The sequence below is a fragment of the Geodermatophilus sp. SYSU D01176 genome (assembly GCF_054050015.1).
Genome location: NZ_JBJGYN010000003.1, coordinates 1 through 14,328 on the forward strand (window position 1 = coordinate 1; position 14,328 = coordinate 14,328).

The 14,328-nt window shown below is 75.6% G+C and carries 13 protein-coding genes; 10 read left to right on the forward strand and 3 right to left on the reverse strand.

What is annotated here, in order from left to right:
- Window positions 1-114: 114 nt before the first annotated feature.
- The 10 genes from ACI78Z_RS02705 (at window position 115) to mnhG (ending at window position 10,954) form a co-directional block, all read left to right on the forward strand.
- Window positions 115-1,137 carry a methylenetetrahydrofolate reductase C-terminal domain-containing protein gene (locus ACI78Z_RS02705; protein ID WP_457034978.1) on the forward strand — a complete coding sequence of 341 codons (1,023 nt, stop codon included), beginning with the start codon at window positions 115-117 and terminating at the stop codon, window positions 1,135-1,137.
- Window positions 1,134-1,898 (forward strand): class I SAM-dependent methyltransferase, encoded by a 765-nt coding sequence (locus tag ACI78Z_RS02710; protein WP_457034979.1) that lies wholly within the window; start codon window positions 1,134-1,136, stop codon window positions 1,896-1,898. The genes ACI78Z_RS02705 and ACI78Z_RS02710 overlap by 4 nt, the downstream gene beginning before the upstream one ends.
- A gap of 58 nt (window positions 1,899-1,956) precedes the next feature.
- Window positions 1,957-3,762: an ABC-F family ATP-binding cassette domain-containing protein gene (locus ACI78Z_RS02715; protein ID WP_457034980.1), complete on the forward strand. Its 1,806-nt coding sequence runs from the start codon at window positions 1,957-1,959 to the stop codon at window positions 3,760-3,762.
- A gap of 110 nt (window positions 3,763-3,872) precedes the next feature.
- The gene (locus ACI78Z_RS02720) at window positions 3,873-4,325 is read left to right on the forward strand and encodes an SRPBCC family protein (RefSeq protein ID WP_457034981.1); all 453 of its coding nucleotides are present in this window, start codon (window positions 3,873-3,875) and stop codon (window positions 4,323-4,325) included.
- Window positions 4,326-4,593: 268 nt separating this feature from the next.
- The gene (locus ACI78Z_RS02725; RefSeq protein ID WP_457034982.1) at window positions 4,594-7,470 is read left to right on the forward strand and encodes a Na+/H+ antiporter subunit A; all 2,877 of its coding nucleotides are present in this window, start codon (window positions 4,594-4,596) and stop codon (window positions 7,468-7,470) included.
- Entirely contained in the window at window positions 7,467-7,958 is a 492-nt protein-coding gene (locus ACI78Z_RS02730) for a Na(+)/H(+) antiporter subunit C (RefSeq protein WP_457034983.1), read from the forward strand. Before ACI78Z_RS02725 ends, ACI78Z_RS02730 begins: the two co-directional genes overlap by 4 nt.
- A complete protein-coding gene (locus ACI78Z_RS02735) occupies window positions 7,955-9,658 on the forward strand; it encodes a Na+/H+ antiporter subunit D (protein WP_457034984.1) in 1,704 nt (567 codons plus the stop codon). The genes ACI78Z_RS02730 and ACI78Z_RS02735 overlap by 4 nt, the downstream gene beginning before the upstream one ends.
- Window positions 9,655-10,221 (forward strand): Na+/H+ antiporter subunit E, encoded by a 567-nt coding sequence (locus ACI78Z_RS02740; protein WP_457034985.1) that lies wholly within the window; start codon window positions 9,655-9,657, stop codon window positions 10,219-10,221. Before ACI78Z_RS02735 ends, ACI78Z_RS02740 begins: the two co-directional genes overlap by 4 nt.
- On the forward strand, window positions 10,218-10,547 hold the full coding sequence (locus tag ACI78Z_RS02745; protein ID WP_457034986.1) for a monovalent cation/H+ antiporter complex subunit F: 330 nt from the start codon (window positions 10,218-10,220) through the stop codon (window positions 10,545-10,547). Before ACI78Z_RS02740 ends, ACI78Z_RS02745 begins: the two co-directional genes overlap by 4 nt.
- A complete protein-coding gene (gene mnhG / locus ACI78Z_RS02750; protein WP_457034987.1) occupies window positions 10,544-10,954 on the forward strand; it encodes a monovalent cation/H(+) antiporter subunit G in 411 nt (136 codons plus the stop codon). Before ACI78Z_RS02745 ends, mnhG begins: the two co-directional genes overlap by 4 nt.
- On the opposite strand, the gene ACI78Z_RS02755 is transcribed toward mnhG, so the two are convergent.
- From ACI78Z_RS02755 to ACI78Z_RS02765, 3 genes are all read right to left on the reverse strand, one after another.
- Entirely contained in the window at window positions 10,939-11,682 is a 744-nt protein-coding gene (locus ACI78Z_RS02755) for a VOC family protein (RefSeq protein WP_457034988.1), read from the reverse strand. The genes mnhG and ACI78Z_RS02755 overlap by 16 nt on opposite strands.
- 66 nt (window positions 11,683-11,748) lie before the next feature.
- Complete coding sequence (gene leuA / locus ACI78Z_RS02760; protein ID WP_457034989.1) at window positions 11,749-13,494, reverse strand: 2-isopropylmalate synthase; 1,746 nt, start codon at window positions 13,492-13,494, stop codon at window positions 11,749-11,751.
- 175 nt (window positions 13,495-13,669) lie between these two features.
- Complete coding sequence (locus tag ACI78Z_RS02765; protein WP_457034990.1) at window positions 13,670-14,305, reverse strand: helix-turn-helix domain-containing protein; 636 nt, start codon at window positions 14,303-14,305, stop codon at window positions 13,670-13,672.
- Between the last annotated feature and the right edge of the window lie 23 nt (window positions 14,306-14,328).

Genomic DNA, 14,328 nt, shown 5'->3' on the forward strand with positions numbered 1-14,328 from the left:
CCGCCCCCCGCCCCCCCCCCCCCCCCCCCCCCCCCCCGCCCCCCCCCCCCCCCGCGCCCCCCCCCCCCCAAGCCCCCCGGTTTGGTGCCCGGCCCTCCGGGTCAGGCTCGGACCGTGGACGACGACCGCCGCCGGCCGGGCTGCCCGAAGCGCATGGTCTTCGGCCCGTGCGGCGGCGTCCGGGACGACGATCGGTGCGAGGTGGCCGAGCACCGCTGCGTGTTCCTCGGCGAGCCCGCTCCCGCCTGGGACCGGCCGACGCCGACGCCGGTCGCGCCCCCGCCGGGGAGCCTGCTCGACCACGCCCGCACCCGGCCGGTCGTGCTCACCGACCTCACGGTGGCCCCCTTCGACCCCGCCTCGCTGCGCCGGGTGGTGGGCGTGCTGGCCCCGGTCTCCGACGGGCTGCTGGTCGGCGAGCACGCCAATCGGCCCGACTTCCCGCCCACCCTGGTCGCCGCGGAGGTCGTGGCCGCCGGTGGCCGTCCGTGGACGACGCTGGCCTGCCGCGACCGCAACCGCGTCGTCCTCGAGCAGGAGCTGGCCGGCCTGGCCGCGGTGGGTGTCGACGGCGTCCTGTGCGTCACCGGGGACGCCCGCGGCCCCGGCGTCCGGCCCGGCGTCACCCAGGTCTTCGACCTCGACGGCACCCGGCTCGCCGCCCTCGCCGCGGCGGCCGGGCTGCCGGTCGCCGTCCCGGAGTCGCCGGCCGCGCCACCGGTGCACCGGCGCCCGGCGCGGGTGGCGGGCAAGCAGCGGGCGGGGGCGCAGGTGTGCGTGCTCAACCACGTGCGCACGCCGGCCGACGTGGCGGCCTTCGTCGCCGCCGCACGCGCCGCGGGGGCGACGCTGCCCTTCGTCGCCGCGGTCGCCGTCTACACCGACGAGCGCTCGGCACGGGTGCTGCAGCGCTTCCCCGGCCTGCACGTGGACGACGCCGTGGTCGAGCAGGTGCTGGCCGCGCCGGACCCGCGCGCGGCCGGCATCGCGGCCGCCGTCGCGGAGGCCCGGGCGCTGCTGGCCGTCCCCGGCGTCGTCGGGGTCAACCTCTCCGGCCTGGCCGCGGACGGCGGGGAGGACGCCGGCGCCCGGGTGAAGGCCGAGGTCGCGGCCCGGATCGGGGAGGAGGCGGCATGAGCGGGCTGGAGAGCGAGGCGATGGCGGCCGAGTTCGGCACCGTCGCCGGCTGGACCGAGGACGCCGTGCGGGCGCTGGGGGCCGAGCACGCCGTCCCCGCCGGGTGCCGGGGCAGCGGCAGCGAGGCGGCGCTGCGCTGGCTGGCCGACCGGCTGGCGCCGGCACCGGACAGCCGCGTGCTCGACGACGGCGCGGGTGTCGGCGGGCCGGCCGGGTGGCTGGCCGCCGAGCGCGGCGTGCGCGCGGTCTGCGCCGAGCCGATGCACGCCGCGGCGCGCGCCGCGCAGCGGCTGTTCGGCCTGCCGTCGGTGGCCGCGGTGGCGCAGCAGCTGCCGTTCGCCGACGGCGCGTTCGACGCCGCGTGGTGCCTCGGCGTCCTCTGCACGACCTCGGACAAGGCCGCTGCGCTGGCCGAGCTGCGGCGGGTGCTCCGGGACGGCGGGCGGCTCGGGCTGCTCGTGTTCGTCGCCGACCGCCCGCTGCCCCCGCCGCTGCCGGAGGGCAACGACTTCCCGGCCGAGGCGGTGCTGCGGGAGCTGCTGGACGCGGCCGGGTTCCGGCTGGCGGAGACCGCGACCGCCGACCTCGGGGACAGCCCGGCGGAGTGGGCCGAGCGCGCCGACGCGGTGGACGCGGAGGTCGCCCGCCGGCACGGGGACGATCCGCGCTGGGCGGAGGCGCAGGAGCAGTCCGTACGGGTGGGCCGGCTGCTCGCCGACGGCGCGCTGCGGCCGTGGCTGGGGGTCGCTGTCGCGAGGTGACGGCCGCGCGCGGTGGCCGGCTCCTCGGCGGAACCGGCCGCGCGGATACTGGACGGCGATGAGCGCGCCCCTCAACCTGGTCAACCTCGAGCGGGTGCACAAGGCCCACGGCACCACCGTCCTGCTCGACGACGTCTCGCTCGGCATCGCCGCCGGCGAGCGGATCGGGGTGGTCGGCCGCAACGGCAGCGGCAAGTCCACGCTGCTCGGCGTCCTCACCGGTCGCGAGGAGCCCGACTCCGGCCGGGTCACCCGCCGCGGGGACCTCGCCCTCGGCGTCCTCGACCAGTCCGGCACCCTGCCGCCCGGTGCGACCGTGCGCGACGTCGTCCTGCCGGAGAGCCTGTTCGCCGCCGAGCACGAGTGGGCCGCCGACGCCGCGGTGCGCAGCGTGCTCACCGGCCTGGAACTCGACCGGCTCGGCCTCGACTCGCCGGTCGCCCCGATGTCCGGAGGGGAGCGGCGACGGGTGGCGCTGGCCGCGCAGCTGGTCCGGCCGCTGGACCTGCTGGTGCTCGACGAGCCGACCAACCACCTCGACGTCGAGGGGGTCGCGTGGCTGGCCGACTACGTGAAGGACCGTGTCGGCGCGCTGGTCGTCGTCACCCACGACCGGTGGTTCCTCGACGAGGTCTGCAGCCTGACGTGGGAGGTCGCCGACGGCCGGGTGCACGCCTACGAGGGCGGCTACGCCGCCTACACCCTCGCCCGCGCGGAGCGCGCCCGGATCGCGGCGGTCACCGAGGAGCGCCGGCTCAACCTGGTCCGCAAGGAGCTGGCCTGGCTGCGCCGCGGGCCGCCCGCGCGCACCAGCAAGCCCCGGTTCCGCATCGAGGCGGCCCAGGCGCTGATCGAGGACGAGCCACCGGCGCGCGACACGATGGCACTCAAAGGCTTCGCTGCCCGCCGGCTCGGCAAGACCGTCTACGACGTGGAGGACGTCGACTACGCGGTGCCCTCGGACGACGGCCCGCGGCCCCTCTTCCGGGACCTCACCTGGCACGTCGGCCCGGGCGACCGGATCGGCGTCGTGGGCGTCAACGGGGCGGGCAAGACCTCGCTGCTGCGGCTGCTGGTCGGGGAGACCGAGCCCGACCGCGGCCGGGTGGTGCGCGGGCAGACGGTCGCGCCGGCGTACCTGTCCCAGCACGTCACCGAGCTGCCCGGCCGGCTGCGGGTGCTGGAGGCGGTGCAGGAGATCGCCCGGATCGCCCGCATCGGGAACCAGGAGATCTCCGCGTCGTCCCTGGCCGATCGGTTCGGTTTCCCGGCGTCGCGCCAGTGGACGCCGGTCGGCGACCTCTCCGGCGGCGAGCGGCGCCGCCTGCAGCTGCTGCGGCTGCTCATGGCCGAGCCCAACGTGCTGCTGCTCGACGAGCCGACCAACGACCTGGACATCGACACCCTCACCGCGCTGGAGGACCTGCTCGACGCCTTCCCCGGCACCGTGCTGGTGGTCAGCCACGACCGGTACTTCGTCGACCGGGTGTGCGACTCGGTGGTCGCGCTCATGGGCGACGGCTCGCTGGCCGCCCTGCCCGGCGGGGTGGAGGAGTACCTGGCCCGCCGGGCGGCGGGAGAGGCGCCGCTGCCGTCGGCTGCCCCGGCTCCTCCCCGGCCGGCGGCCGACGTCCCCGCCCGGTCCGCGGGCGAGGTGCGCGCCGCCCGCAAGGAGGCCACGCGGCTGGAGCGGCGGCTGGAGAGGCTGACCGCCGAGGAGGAGCAGCTGCACGGCCAGCTCGCCGCCGCCGCGACCGACCACGCGCGGGTGCTGGAGCTCGACGAGCGGCTGCGCGCCGTCCTCGCCGAGAAGGAGCAGGTCGAGACAGAGTGGCTGGAGGCCGCCGAGGCGGCCGAGGGGTAGCCGGATCCGTCGTCCCCCGGTGGCAGGGTGGACGAGGACCCCGTCCTCCTCACCGCTCGCAGGCTCGCGGCGAGCCTCCGGACGGGGCCGAGACGACGGAGCGAGGCAGCATGCAGGACGTGGAGGTCCGCCGGCACGTGGCGGCACCAGTGGAGCGGGTGTGGGCGCTGGCCACCGACCTCGAGGGCGCGCCGCGGGTCGTCCGCGGGATCGAGGCGGTCGAGGTCCTCACCCCCGGGCCCTTCGGGGTCAGCACGCGCTGGCGGGAGACGCGCAGGATGCTCGGCCGGTCGGCGACCGAGGAGATGACCGTGACCGCGGTCGAGCCGCACCGGTCCTACCGGGTGGAGGCGGCGGGCCCGGGCGTCCGCTACGCGTCGGGGTTCGCGTTCGCGCCGTCCGCCGACGGCGGGACCGACGTGACCGCGACCTTCGGCGGTGAGCCGACGACGACGGTGGCGCGGGTGCTCGGGGCGCTCACCGCGCCGCTCGGCCGGCGTGCCGTTGCCAAGGCGCTGCAGCAGGACCTCGACGACATCGCCGCGGCGGCCGAGCGGAGCTGACGCACCTCCGGCTCCGGGTGCCGTGGCACCCGGTGCCGGAGGTGGTGGAGAGGGCCCCGGGCCCAGCTGTTCCTGGGGCGAGACGACGGTCGAGACACACGCCGGCCGGGTACTGCTCACGCCGGGCCTCCGGGACCGGGTCCAGGCGGTGGCCTCCGCCTACGAGAGCGGGCCGATCCGGCCCGGCAGGTAGGCTGGGGTCACCGCCGGCCGTCGACGACCGACGTTCCTGGTGTCCCCGAGCCGCCCCAACGACTCCCGGAGACACGTGCTCTTCCTGCTGCTCCTCCACCTGATCGCCGGCGTGCTGGCGCCCGTTCTCGTGCGGTGGTGGGGGCGGCAGGCCTTCCTGGCCCTGGCGCTCGTGCCCGCCGCCGGGTTCGGTTGGGTGCTGTCGCGCCTGGGCCCGGTGCTCGCCGGCGAGGAGCTGCGCGAGACGGCGCCGTGGATCCCCGCCCTGCAGCTCGACGTCGCGCTGCGGCTGGACGCGCTCGCGCTGGCCTTCGCCGCGCTGGTCACCGGCGTGGGGGCGCTGGTGCTCGTCTACTGCGCCCGCTACTTCGCCCCGGACGAGGAGGGCACCGGTCGTTTCGCCGGCTGCCTCACCGCCTTCGCCGGCTCCATGCTGGGCCTGGTCCTCGCCGACGACCTCTTCCTGCTGTACGTGTTCTGGGAGCTCACCACCGTCTTCTCCTTCCTCCTGATCGGGGGCTCGGGACGGCGGGTGGCCGCGCGGCGGGCGGCGTCGCAGGCCCTCATCCTGACCACCGCCGGCGGGCTGGCGATGCTGGTCGGGCTCATCCTCATCGGTCAGGCCAGCGGCTCGTTCCTGCTGTCGGAGGTGGTCGCCGACCCCGGCAGCGGCCCGGCCATGACCGCCGGCGCGGCGCTGGTGCTGGTCGGGGCGGTCACGAAGTCGGCCCTGGTGCCGTTCCACTTCTGGCTGCCCGCGGCCATGGAGGCGCCGACGCCGGTCAGCGCCTACCTGCACGCCGCGGCGATGGTGAAGGCCGGTGTCTACCTGGTCGCCCGGCTGGCCCCCGGGCTGGCCGACGTCCCCGGCTGGCGGCCGGTCGTGCTGGGCCTGGGCGTCGCGACGATGCTCCTCGGCGGTTACCGCGCGCTGCGCCAGAAGGACCTCAAGCTGCTGCTGGCCTTCGGCACCGTCAGCCAGCTGGGCTTCCTCGTGACGCTCGCCGGCGCGGGCAGTGCCGAGCTGGCCGCCGCCGGGCTGGTCATGACGATCGCGCACGCGCTGTTCAAGTCCACGCTCTTCCTCACCGTCGGCGTCATCGACCACGCCACCGGCACCCGCGACCTGCGCCGGCTCTCCGGCCTCGGCCGGCGGCTGCCGGTCCTCGCCGCGATCGGCACCGCCGCCGCGGCCTCCATGGCCGGGTTGCCGCCGCTGCTGGGGTTCGTCGGCAAGGAGGCGGCCTTCACCGCGCTCCTGGACGGCGGGCTGCCCGACCGCACCGCCGCCGTCGTCGTCCTCACCGGGATCGTCACGGGTTCGGTGCTCACTGCCGCCTACACCGCGCGCTTCGTGTGGGGTGCCTTCGCCCGCAAGCCCGGCTGCGCGGAGACCGCGCTCCAGCACCCGCCGGAGCCGCTGTTCCTCGCCGCCCCCGCCGTCCTGGCGCTGACCGGCCTGGTCCTGGGGCCGGCCAGCCCGCTGCTGGACCCGCTGGTCGTCGCCTACGCCGAGACGTTGCCGCTGCTGGCGCCCGAGGCCGAGCACCTGGCGCTGTGGCACGGCTGGCAGCCGGCGCTGGCGCTGTCGGCGCTGACCGTGGCCGGCGGCGCCGTGCTGTTCGTCGTCCGCAGCCGGGTGCACGGCCTGCAGCGGCGGGTGGCCGTCGGCGCCTCGGCCGACGAGGGCTACTGGAACGTCATCCAGGGGGTGGACCGGCTGTCGGTGCTGGTCACCGGCACCACCCAGCGCGGCTCGCTCCCGGCCTACCTCGGCACCATCCTGGTCGCGGTGCTCGCCCTGCCGGGGACCCTGCTGCTCACCCGCGCCCCGTGGCCGGGTGAGTGGCGGGCCTGGGACACGCCGGTGCAGGCGATGGTGGGCGTCGTCGTCGTGACCGCCGCCGCGCTGACCCTGCGGATCCGCCAGCGGCTCTCGGCCGTGCTCGTCGTCGGCGTCACCGGTTACGGCATCGCCGTCGTCTTCGCGCTGCAGGGTGCCCCCGACCTCGCGCTCACCCAGTTCCTCGTGGAGACGCTGACCCTCGTCGTCTTCGTGCTGGTGCTGCGCAAGCTGCCCAAGGACATCACCGAGCGGCACCGGCCGCGCGAACGCGCCGTCCGCGGCGTGATCGCCGTCGCCATGGGCGCGTTCATGGCCGCCGTGGGTGCGGTGGCGCTGTCGGCCCGCACCGCGACGCCGGTCTCGGCGGGCTGGGCGGGGCCGGCGTACGACTTCGGCGGCGGCAAGAACGTCGTCAACGTGACCCTGGTCGACATCCGCGCCTGGGACACCCTCGGCGAGATCTCGCTGCTGGTCGTCGCGGCCACCGGCGTGGCCAGCCTGGTCTTCCTGCGGCGGCGCACCGGCGGGGTGGACCGCGTCGACCGCGCGCAGCTGGTGCAGCGCCGCGAGCGTGCCCGCCGGGCGCCGCGGGACCGGTGGCTGGCCGCCACCGCGACGCTCGACCCGGCACGGCGCTCGGTGGTGCTCGAGGTGGTCACCCGGATCCTGTTCCACACCATCGTGGTCTTCTCGCTGTACCTGCTGTTCAGCGGCCACAACGAGCCCGGCGGCGGGTTCGCCGGCGGCCTGGTCGCCGGCCTGGCGCTGGTGCTGCGCTACCTGGCGGGCGGGCGCTACGAGCTGGGCGAGGCCGCGCCGGTGGCGCCGGGCCTGCTGCTCGGCGGCGGGCTGCTCTTCGCCGGCGGCACCGGCGTGGCCGGCCTGCTGCTGGGCGCCGGGGTGCTGCAGACGGCGATCCTGCAGGTGACGTTGCCGGTGCTCGGCGACGTCAAGCTCGTGACCTCGCTCTTCTTCGACATCGGCGTCTACCTGATCGTCGTCGGGCTGGTCCTCGACGTGCTGCGCAGCCTGGGCGCGGAGCTCGACCGCCAGGAGGACCAGGAGGACGAGATCGAACTGTCGCCCGGGGAGGTGGTGCTGCGATGACCCCCACGGTCGTGCTGCCGGTGATGATCGGCGGGCTCTACGCGGCGGGGGTGTACCTGCTGCTGGACCGCAGCCTCACCCGCGTGCTGCTGGGCTTCCTCCTGCTGGGCAACGCCACCAACCTGCTGGTGCTGTCGGCCGGCGGACCCGCGGGGCTGGCCCCGATCCTCGGCTACTCCGACCCGGAGGCGTTCAACGACCCGCTGCCGCAGGCGCTGATCCTGACCGCGATCGTGATCACCTTCGGGGTCGCCGCGTTCCTGCTGGCGATCATCCACCGCTCCTGGCGGCTGGCCCGCAACGAGGTGGTCGGCACCGACGAGGAGGACCGCCGCGTCGCCGCCCGGAAGGCCCTCGACGCCGACGAGCTGGACCCGGACGACCTCGCCCCCGAGGACCGCGCCGCCATGCACGCCGACTCCCGGGCCGCCGACCTCGAGGGGCTGGCCGACGACGTCGACCTGCCGGCGGGGAGCGGCGCCCGGTGATCGAGGTCCTCGCTCCGCTGCCGGTGCTGCTCCCGCTGCTGGGAGCGGCCGGCACGCTGCTGGTCTCCGGGCACCCGGCCTTCCAGCGCACCCTCAGCATGCTCGTGCTCACCGCGGTGCTCGCCGTCTCGGTGGTGCTGCTGCTGATGGCGGACGCCGACGGTGCCGGCTCCATCTCCGTCGGCGGCTGGCCGGTGCCGCTGGGCATCGTGCTGGTCGTCGACCGGCTGTCGGCCCTGATGCTGGTGGTCGCGGCGACCGTGGCGCTCGGCGTCCTCGTGTTCGCCGTCGGCCAGGGCGCGGCCGACGGGTCGGAGGAGACGCCGCTGTCGATCTTCCACCCGACGTTCCTGGTGCTGGTGGCGGGCGTGGGGAACGCCTTCCTCGCCGGTGACCTGTTCAACCTCTACGTCGGCTTCGAGATCCTGCTGATGGCCTCGTACGTGCTGCTCACCCTCGGCGGGACGGCGACGCGCATCCGCGGCGGCATCACCTACATCGTGGTCAGCCTGACCAGCTCGCTGGTGTTCCTCGCCGCGATCGGGCTGGTCTACGCCGCCACCGGCACGGTGAACATGGCGCAGCTGGCGGTGCGGCTGGGTGAGCTGCCCGAGGGCACCCAGGTGCTGCTGCAGTCGATGCTGCTCATCGCGTTCGGCATCAAGGCCGCCGTCTTCCCGCTCTCGGCGTGGCTGCCCGACAGCTACCCGACCGCGCCCGCCCCGGTCACCGCGGTCTTCGCCGGCCTGCTCACCAAGGTCGGCGTCTACGCCATCATCCGCACCCAGACGCTGCTGTTCCCCGGCGGCGCGCTCGACGACCTGCTGCTGTGGGCGGCGCTGGCCACGATGCTGGTGGGCATCCTCGGCGCGGTCGCCCAGGCCGACCTGCGCCGGATGCTGTCGTTCACCCTGGTCAGCCACATCGGCTACATGGTCTTCGGCATCGCCCTGGGGACGGCGGCCGGACTGGCCGGCGCGGTCTTCTACGTGGCCCACCACATCGCCATCCAGACGACGCTGTTCCTGGTGGCGGGGCTGGTCGAGCGCCAGGGCGGCACCACCGCGGTCGACAAGCTCGGCGGGCTGGCCCGGCGCTCGCCCCTGCTGGCCGTGCTCTTCTTCGTGCCGGCGATGAACCTGGCCGGGATCCCGCCGCTGTCGGGGTTCATCGGCAAGCTCGGGCTGCTGCAGGCCGGGGTCGCCGACGGCAGTGCCGGGGCACTGACGCTGGTCGCGGGCGGGGTGGTCACCAGCCTGCTCACCCTGCTCGCGGTCGCCCGCGTCTGGACCCGCGCCTTCTGGCGCTCCCCGAGCCAGTCGCCGGCCGAGGACACCGCCGGGGCCGCGGCCGCCGAGGCCGTGCAGCGCCACCGGCCGTCCGGTGACGGAGCCGGGTCGCCGGACGTGACGGCGTCCCCGGACGGCCCGGCGCGGACCGCGCTGCAGGACGCGTGGCGACGGCACACGGCGGTGGCGACGGCCGCCGAGCCCGACCTCCCGTCGGCGGCCGGAGCGGTCCGGGCGCTGCGCCCGCTGCCGCGGACCATGGTCGGCGCCACGACGGCCCTGGTCGCGCTCACCGTGGCCCTCACCGGGCTGGCCGGACCGCTCTATGGCCTGGCCGACCGCGCCTCCACGGACCTGCTCGAGCGCACGCCCTACGTCTCGTCGGTCTTCGGGGAGGGTGAGGTGCCGTGACGATCGAGCCCGCCGCCACCCGGCTGCGCCACCAGGTCCCGCTGGCCGGCTGGCTGGTGCTGGTCTGGATGCTGCTGTGGGGCACCTGGTCCTGGGCGAACCTCCTCTCCGGCCTGCTCGTCGCGTTGGCCGTGCTGACCCTGCTGCCGCTGCCGCACGTGGTCGGCGGCACCCGGGTGCGGCCGGTACCGCTGCTGGTCTTCCTCGGCCACTTCGTCCTCGACCTGTTCTCGTCCGGAGCCGAGGTCGCCTGGCAGGCCGTCCGTCCCGGCGGTGTGCGCCGGACGGCGATCGTGCGGGTGCAGCTGCGGGCCGACTCCGACCTGCTCCTGACGATGGTCGCCGAGGCGACCTCGCTGGTGCCCGGCTCCCTGGTCCTCGACCTGGACCGGGAGCAGCGGTTGATGACCCTGCACCTGCTGCCCGTGCGTGATCACGAGGACGTGCAGCGGAAGAAGGCGCACGTCCTGGTGGTGGAGCGGCGTCTGGTGCAGGCGTTCGGCTCGGTCGCGGACATCGCGGCCCTCGAGGAGCAGCGGAGGGACGAGGTGTCGGCGCCGTGACGACGGTGCAGTTCGCGCTGTACGTGATGATCGGCGGGGGCGCGCTCCTGGCCCTCGTCCGGCTGGCGCGCGGCCCCTCGCTGCTGGACCGGGTGGTCGCCACCGACACGCTGCTGGTGATCATCGCGGCCGGCCTGGCGGTGCACGCCGCGCTGGCGCAGGACCCGACGGTGGTGCCGGTGCTGGTCGTCGTGGCCCTGCTGGCCTTCGTCGGCTCGGTGTCGGTGGCCCGCTACGTCGGCGGGATGCTGCTGCGCTCGCACACCGGAGACGGGCGGGACCTCGGCCTGCCGGTCGCCGCCGAGGAGCGGGAGAGCCGGACGTGAGCGGGCCCGCCGACGTCGTGGCATTCGCCTGCCTGCTGGCCGGCGCCACGCTGTGCCTCACCGCCGGACTGGGCCTGGTGCGCTTCCCCGACGTGCTCTCCCGGATGCACGCCGGCACCAAGCCGCAGGTGCTCGGCGTGCTGCTGGTCATGGTCGGCGCGGCCATCCGGCTCGACGGCTGGGCCAACGTGTGGATGCTGCTGCTCGTCGCGGCCTTCCAGCTGCTCACCGCACCGGTGAGCGCCCACCTGATCAGCCGGGTCGCCTACCGCCGCCGGCACGTGCGCCGCGACCTGCTGCTCGTCGACGAGTACGGCGGGCCGGGCCACCAGGACGAGCGGTACCGCGGCGACGAGCCCGGCGACGCCCCGCCCGAGCAGCCCGGGCCCCTTCAGCCGTCCAGCTGAGCCAGCCAGAACGGCAGCCCCTGGTCGTCACGGCAGTACGCCGACGACCCGAAGGACTGGCGCTCGACCTCGCCGGCCTGCCCGCCGGCGGTCTGCACCGCGGCGACGGCGACCTCGATGTCGTCGACCGCGTACATCGGCACGGCGCCCAGGTCGTGCGCGTGCCCGCCGTGCAGGCCCACCGTCGGGGTCTGACCCTGGGTCTCCCAGCCGTCGTCGACCCGGCCGGGGCTCAGCGACCAGCCCAGCACCGCCTCGTAGAAGTCGCGGGCGCGGGCGCCGTCCGGCACCCGGAGCGTCAGGTACACCGCGTCGCCGGGCCGGACCGCCGGTCGCGCCGCGGCCGGCCCCGGGGCCGGCGTCTGGAGCATCCAGCGGTGGCCGAAGGGGTCGACGACGACGCCGGTCCGCCCGCCCGGGCCGTCGGACGGCGGCCGCTCCACGCCGGCCCCGGCGCCCGCCGCCCGGTCCACGGCGGCGTCGACGTCGGGGACGGCGAGGTGCAGCGTGACGCTGACCCGGCCCGGGTCCGGCCCGCCCAGCCCCAGCTCGGGGTACTCGTCGGCGAGGTAGAGCGTGGCCCCGCCGACGTCGAGCTCGGCGTGCCCGATGCGGTCGTCGTCCATGACGTGGGGCTCACCGACCACGCGGGCGCCGAGGGCATCGGCGTACCAGGCCGTCGCCGCGCGGGCGTCGCGCACGGTCAGATAGGGCGTCAGCTGGACCATGACCCGATGGTGCCGTGACCGGCCCGGGGGCGGGGCGTCGCCGGACGCCCCGCCCCCGGGCGGCCCTCAGCGCTGGGCCCGGTTCACCGCCGAGACGACCGCGCGGAGCGACGCGGTGACGATGTTCGGGTCGATGCCCACGCCCCAGAGCACGCGGTCGCCGACGGCGCACTCGACGTAGGCCGCGGCGCGGGCGTCGCCGCCGGCGGACATGGCGTGCTCGGCGTAGTCGAGCACCCGGACGTCGACGTCCACCGTGTGCAGCGCGTCGACGAACGCGGCGATCGGCCCGTTGCCGCGGCCCTCGACGGTCATCGGGACGCCGTCGGCGACCAGCTCGACCACCATCTCGTCGAGCTGGTCGCCGTGGGCCCGGTGCCGGTGGCCGGTCAGGGAGAACCGGCCCCACGGGGCGTCGGGGTCGGGCAGGTACTCGTTGGAGAACGCCGCCCACATCTGCTCGGCGGTGACCTCGCCGCCCTCGTTGTCCGTGTGCCGCTGCACGACCGCGCTGAACTCGATCTGCAGCCGGCGCGGCAGGTCCAGCTGGTTCTCGGTCTTCATGATGTAGGCGACGCCGCCCTTGCCGGACTGGCTGTTCACCCGGATCACGGCCTCGTAGGTGCGGCCGACGTCCTTGGGGTCGATCGGCAGGTACGGCACGGCCCAGGGCATCTCGGCGACCGGCCTCCCGGCGGCCTGGGCGTCGGCCTCGAGCGCCTTGAGGCCCTTGTTGATCGCGTCCTGGTGGGAGCCGGAGAAGGCGGTGTAGACCAGGTCGCCGCCGTAGGGGTGCCGCTCGTGCACACCCAGCTGGTTGCAGTACTCGACGGTGCGGCGGATCTCGTCGATGTCGGAGAAGTCGATCTGCGGGTCGATGCCCTGGCTGAACAGGTTCAGGCCCAGGGTGACCAGGTCGACGTTGCCGGTGCGCTCGCCGTTGCCGAACAGGCAGCCCTCGATGCGGTCGGCGCCGGCGCGGTAGCCCAGCTCGGCGGCGGCGACGGCGGTGCCGCGGTCGTTGTGCGGGTGCAGCGACAGGACGACGGCGTGGCGCCGGCCCAGGTTGCGGTGCATCCACTCGATCTGGTCGGCGTAGACCGTCGGCTCGGCCATCTCGACCGTGGCCGGCAGGTTGATGATCGTCGGCCGGTCGGGGGTGGGCTCCCAGACATCGGTGACGGCGTTGCAGACCTCGACGGCGAAGTCGAGCTCGGTGCCGGTGAACGACTCGGGGGAGTACTCGTAGAACACCTCGGTGCCGGTCAGCTGCTCGGCCAGCTTGTGCACCACCTGCGCACCGTGGACGGCGATGTCGACGATGCCGGCCCGGTCGGAGCCGAACACGACCCGACGCTGCAGCGTGGACGTCGAGTTGTAGAGGTGGACGATCGCCTGCTGCGCGCCGCGCAGGGACTCGAAGGTCCGCTCGATCAGCTCGTCGCGCGCCTGGGTGAGCACCTGGATGGTGACGTCGTCGGGTACCAGGTCGTCCGCGATGAGCTGGCGGACGAAGTCGAAGTCCGTCTGGCTGGCCGCCGGGAAGCCGACCTCGATCTCCTTGTAGCCCATGCGGACCAGCAGCTCGAACATCCGCCGCTTGCGGTCGGGCGTCATCGGGTCGATCAGCGCCTGGTTGCCGTCGCGCAGGTCGACGGCGCACCAGCGCGGGGCCCGGGTGGTGACCGTCTCCGGCCACGTGCGGTCGGGCAGCGTGATCGGGGTGAAGGGGGCGTAGCGGGAGATCGGCATCCGCGACGGCTGCTGGGGGTGCCGGACGTGCGGGTGGTTCTCGCTCAGGTTCCTGCTCACGGGTTCTCGCTCCTCTGGGCGCGGGCTGGACGCAGCTCCGGTGGGGCGGTCAGCGGGCGCCGGGGACGCTCTGGGTCACGGCGGGTCTCCGCGGCGAGGAGGCCGACCTAGGAGAGGGCCTCGCCGCGGCGGGTAAGCAGGAGGCTGCCGCGCACACAGCCACGGTAGCAGCGGATCAGCCGGAGTCGCAGCCACACGGGCAGGCGGCGGCGTGCCTCGGCGGCCCCGAGCCGTCGTCGACCTCGTCGCACTCCGGTGGGCAGGTGCAGGTCAGGGCGTCGTCGACCGGGTCGCGGGCGGTCGCCCGACGGCGGTCCCGCTCCTCCGCCGCGCGGCGCCGCGCCGCTTCCTGCCGCTGAGCCCGCCGCTCGGCCGGCGAGTCCCCCGCCACGGGGACGTCGTGGTCGTCCGGCGTCCCGACCCGTGCACGCTGGCGGTCCCGCGCGGCCCGGTCGAGGCCGAAGGTGAACCACGGCTGCCGCCGGTCGCGGCGGTCGGACCACCGGTCGGCCACCTCGTCGGTGTGTTCGGTGTCGAGGTGGGCGGGCAGACGGCGCCGGGTCGCATCCCGGGCGCCGTCGGGCTGCATGCCGGGCACCTCCCGCCCGTCGGCGTCGAGCAGGGTCAGGCGCAGCCCGGCCAGCTCGGCCGCCCTGGCCAGCGCGCGCGACGGCAGGTCCCGCGTCCCCGCCTCGACGTGAGCCACGGCCGACACGCTCAGCCCGGCTGCCGAGGCCAGCTCGCGCTGGGACAGGTCGGCGGTGCGCCGGATGCGCCGGAGCACCCCGCACAGGTCGAAGCCGTCCGCCACCCGGCCATGGTGCGGCGGGGGAC

Excerpts from the sequence above, each read along its gene's own strand:
- ACI78Z_RS02710 (WP_457034979.1), top strand. The coding sequence starts at position 1,134 with ATGAGCGGGCTGGAGAGCGAGGCGATGGCGGCCGAGTTCGGCACCGTC.
- ACI78Z_RS02715 (WP_457034980.1), top strand. The coding sequence starts at position 1,957 with ATGAGCGCGCCCCTCAACCTGGTCAACCTCGAGCGGGTGCACAAGGCC.
- ACI78Z_RS02720 (WP_457034981.1), top strand. The coding sequence starts at position 3,873 with ATGCAGGACGTGGAGGTCCGCCGGCACGTGGCGGCACCAGTGGAGCGG.
- ACI78Z_RS02730 (WP_457034983.1), top strand. The coding sequence starts at position 7,467 with ATGACCCCCACGGTCGTGCTGCCGGTGATGATCGGCGGGCTCTACGCG.
- ACI78Z_RS02755 (WP_457034988.1), bottom strand. The coding sequence starts at position 11,682 with ATGGTCCAGCTGACGCCCTATCTGACCGTGCGCGACGCCCGCGCGGCG.